General features: G+C 35.7%; 1 pseudogene. It reads right to left on the reverse strand.

Features of this window, described 5'->3' with window-relative positions:
• Positions 1-4: 4 nt before the first annotated feature.
• A pseudogene (locus tag N5D03_RS14960) lies at positions 5-611 on the reverse strand (hypothetical protein); the annotation flags it as partial.

A 611-nucleotide genomic window follows, 5' to 3' on the forward strand; every position in this document is an offset into this window, starting at 1 on the left:
AGTATCATAACTGTTCTATTTGTCGTAGAATCTTTTCTTTAATGGTTTGTCTTAACTTCTGGTAATCATCCCAATAATCCACTCGATAAGCAATTTTACGCAAGTTTCCTGCATATTTACTCGTTAGGTATTCGAGTTCAATTAAGCTGTTCATGTAGCGTGAACACTGCGCTTTGCTCATATTAAAGGCTTGGCGGATTTCTCGTTGTGTAAAGTCGATTTCAGAACCATTTGCATTTTCTTTGTGTGCTTTTTTGCTTAAATACGTTTTTAATTTCTCAAAAAACTGACGCAAACTCCCGTCTAATTCATCCACTTTTAGAACAATACTTTCAAAGAGAACCTCCGTTGCTTGCTTTAGATCTTCGACTTGTGTGATTAATTTTCCATCGTCTGTCAATTGCCTATTTTGCTGATTAATCAAAGTAATTTGACGAACGATACTTTGAAACATTTCGTTTAAACGTCTGATTTTATGCACTTCTTCGGGTAATTCTAACCGAGTAGCAAACGGATTAATCACGTGATACGGTACTAAATTTCGGATGATATTTTGTAAAAAATGTTTGGTTTTTTCTTCGGATTGATGGCTGACTTCGCCAGCATATCGC

Source organism: Empedobacter sp. GD03861 (assembly GCF_029840885.1).
Lineage (GTDB): Bacteria > Bacteroidota > Bacteroidia > Flavobacteriales > Weeksellaceae > Empedobacter > Empedobacter falsenii_B.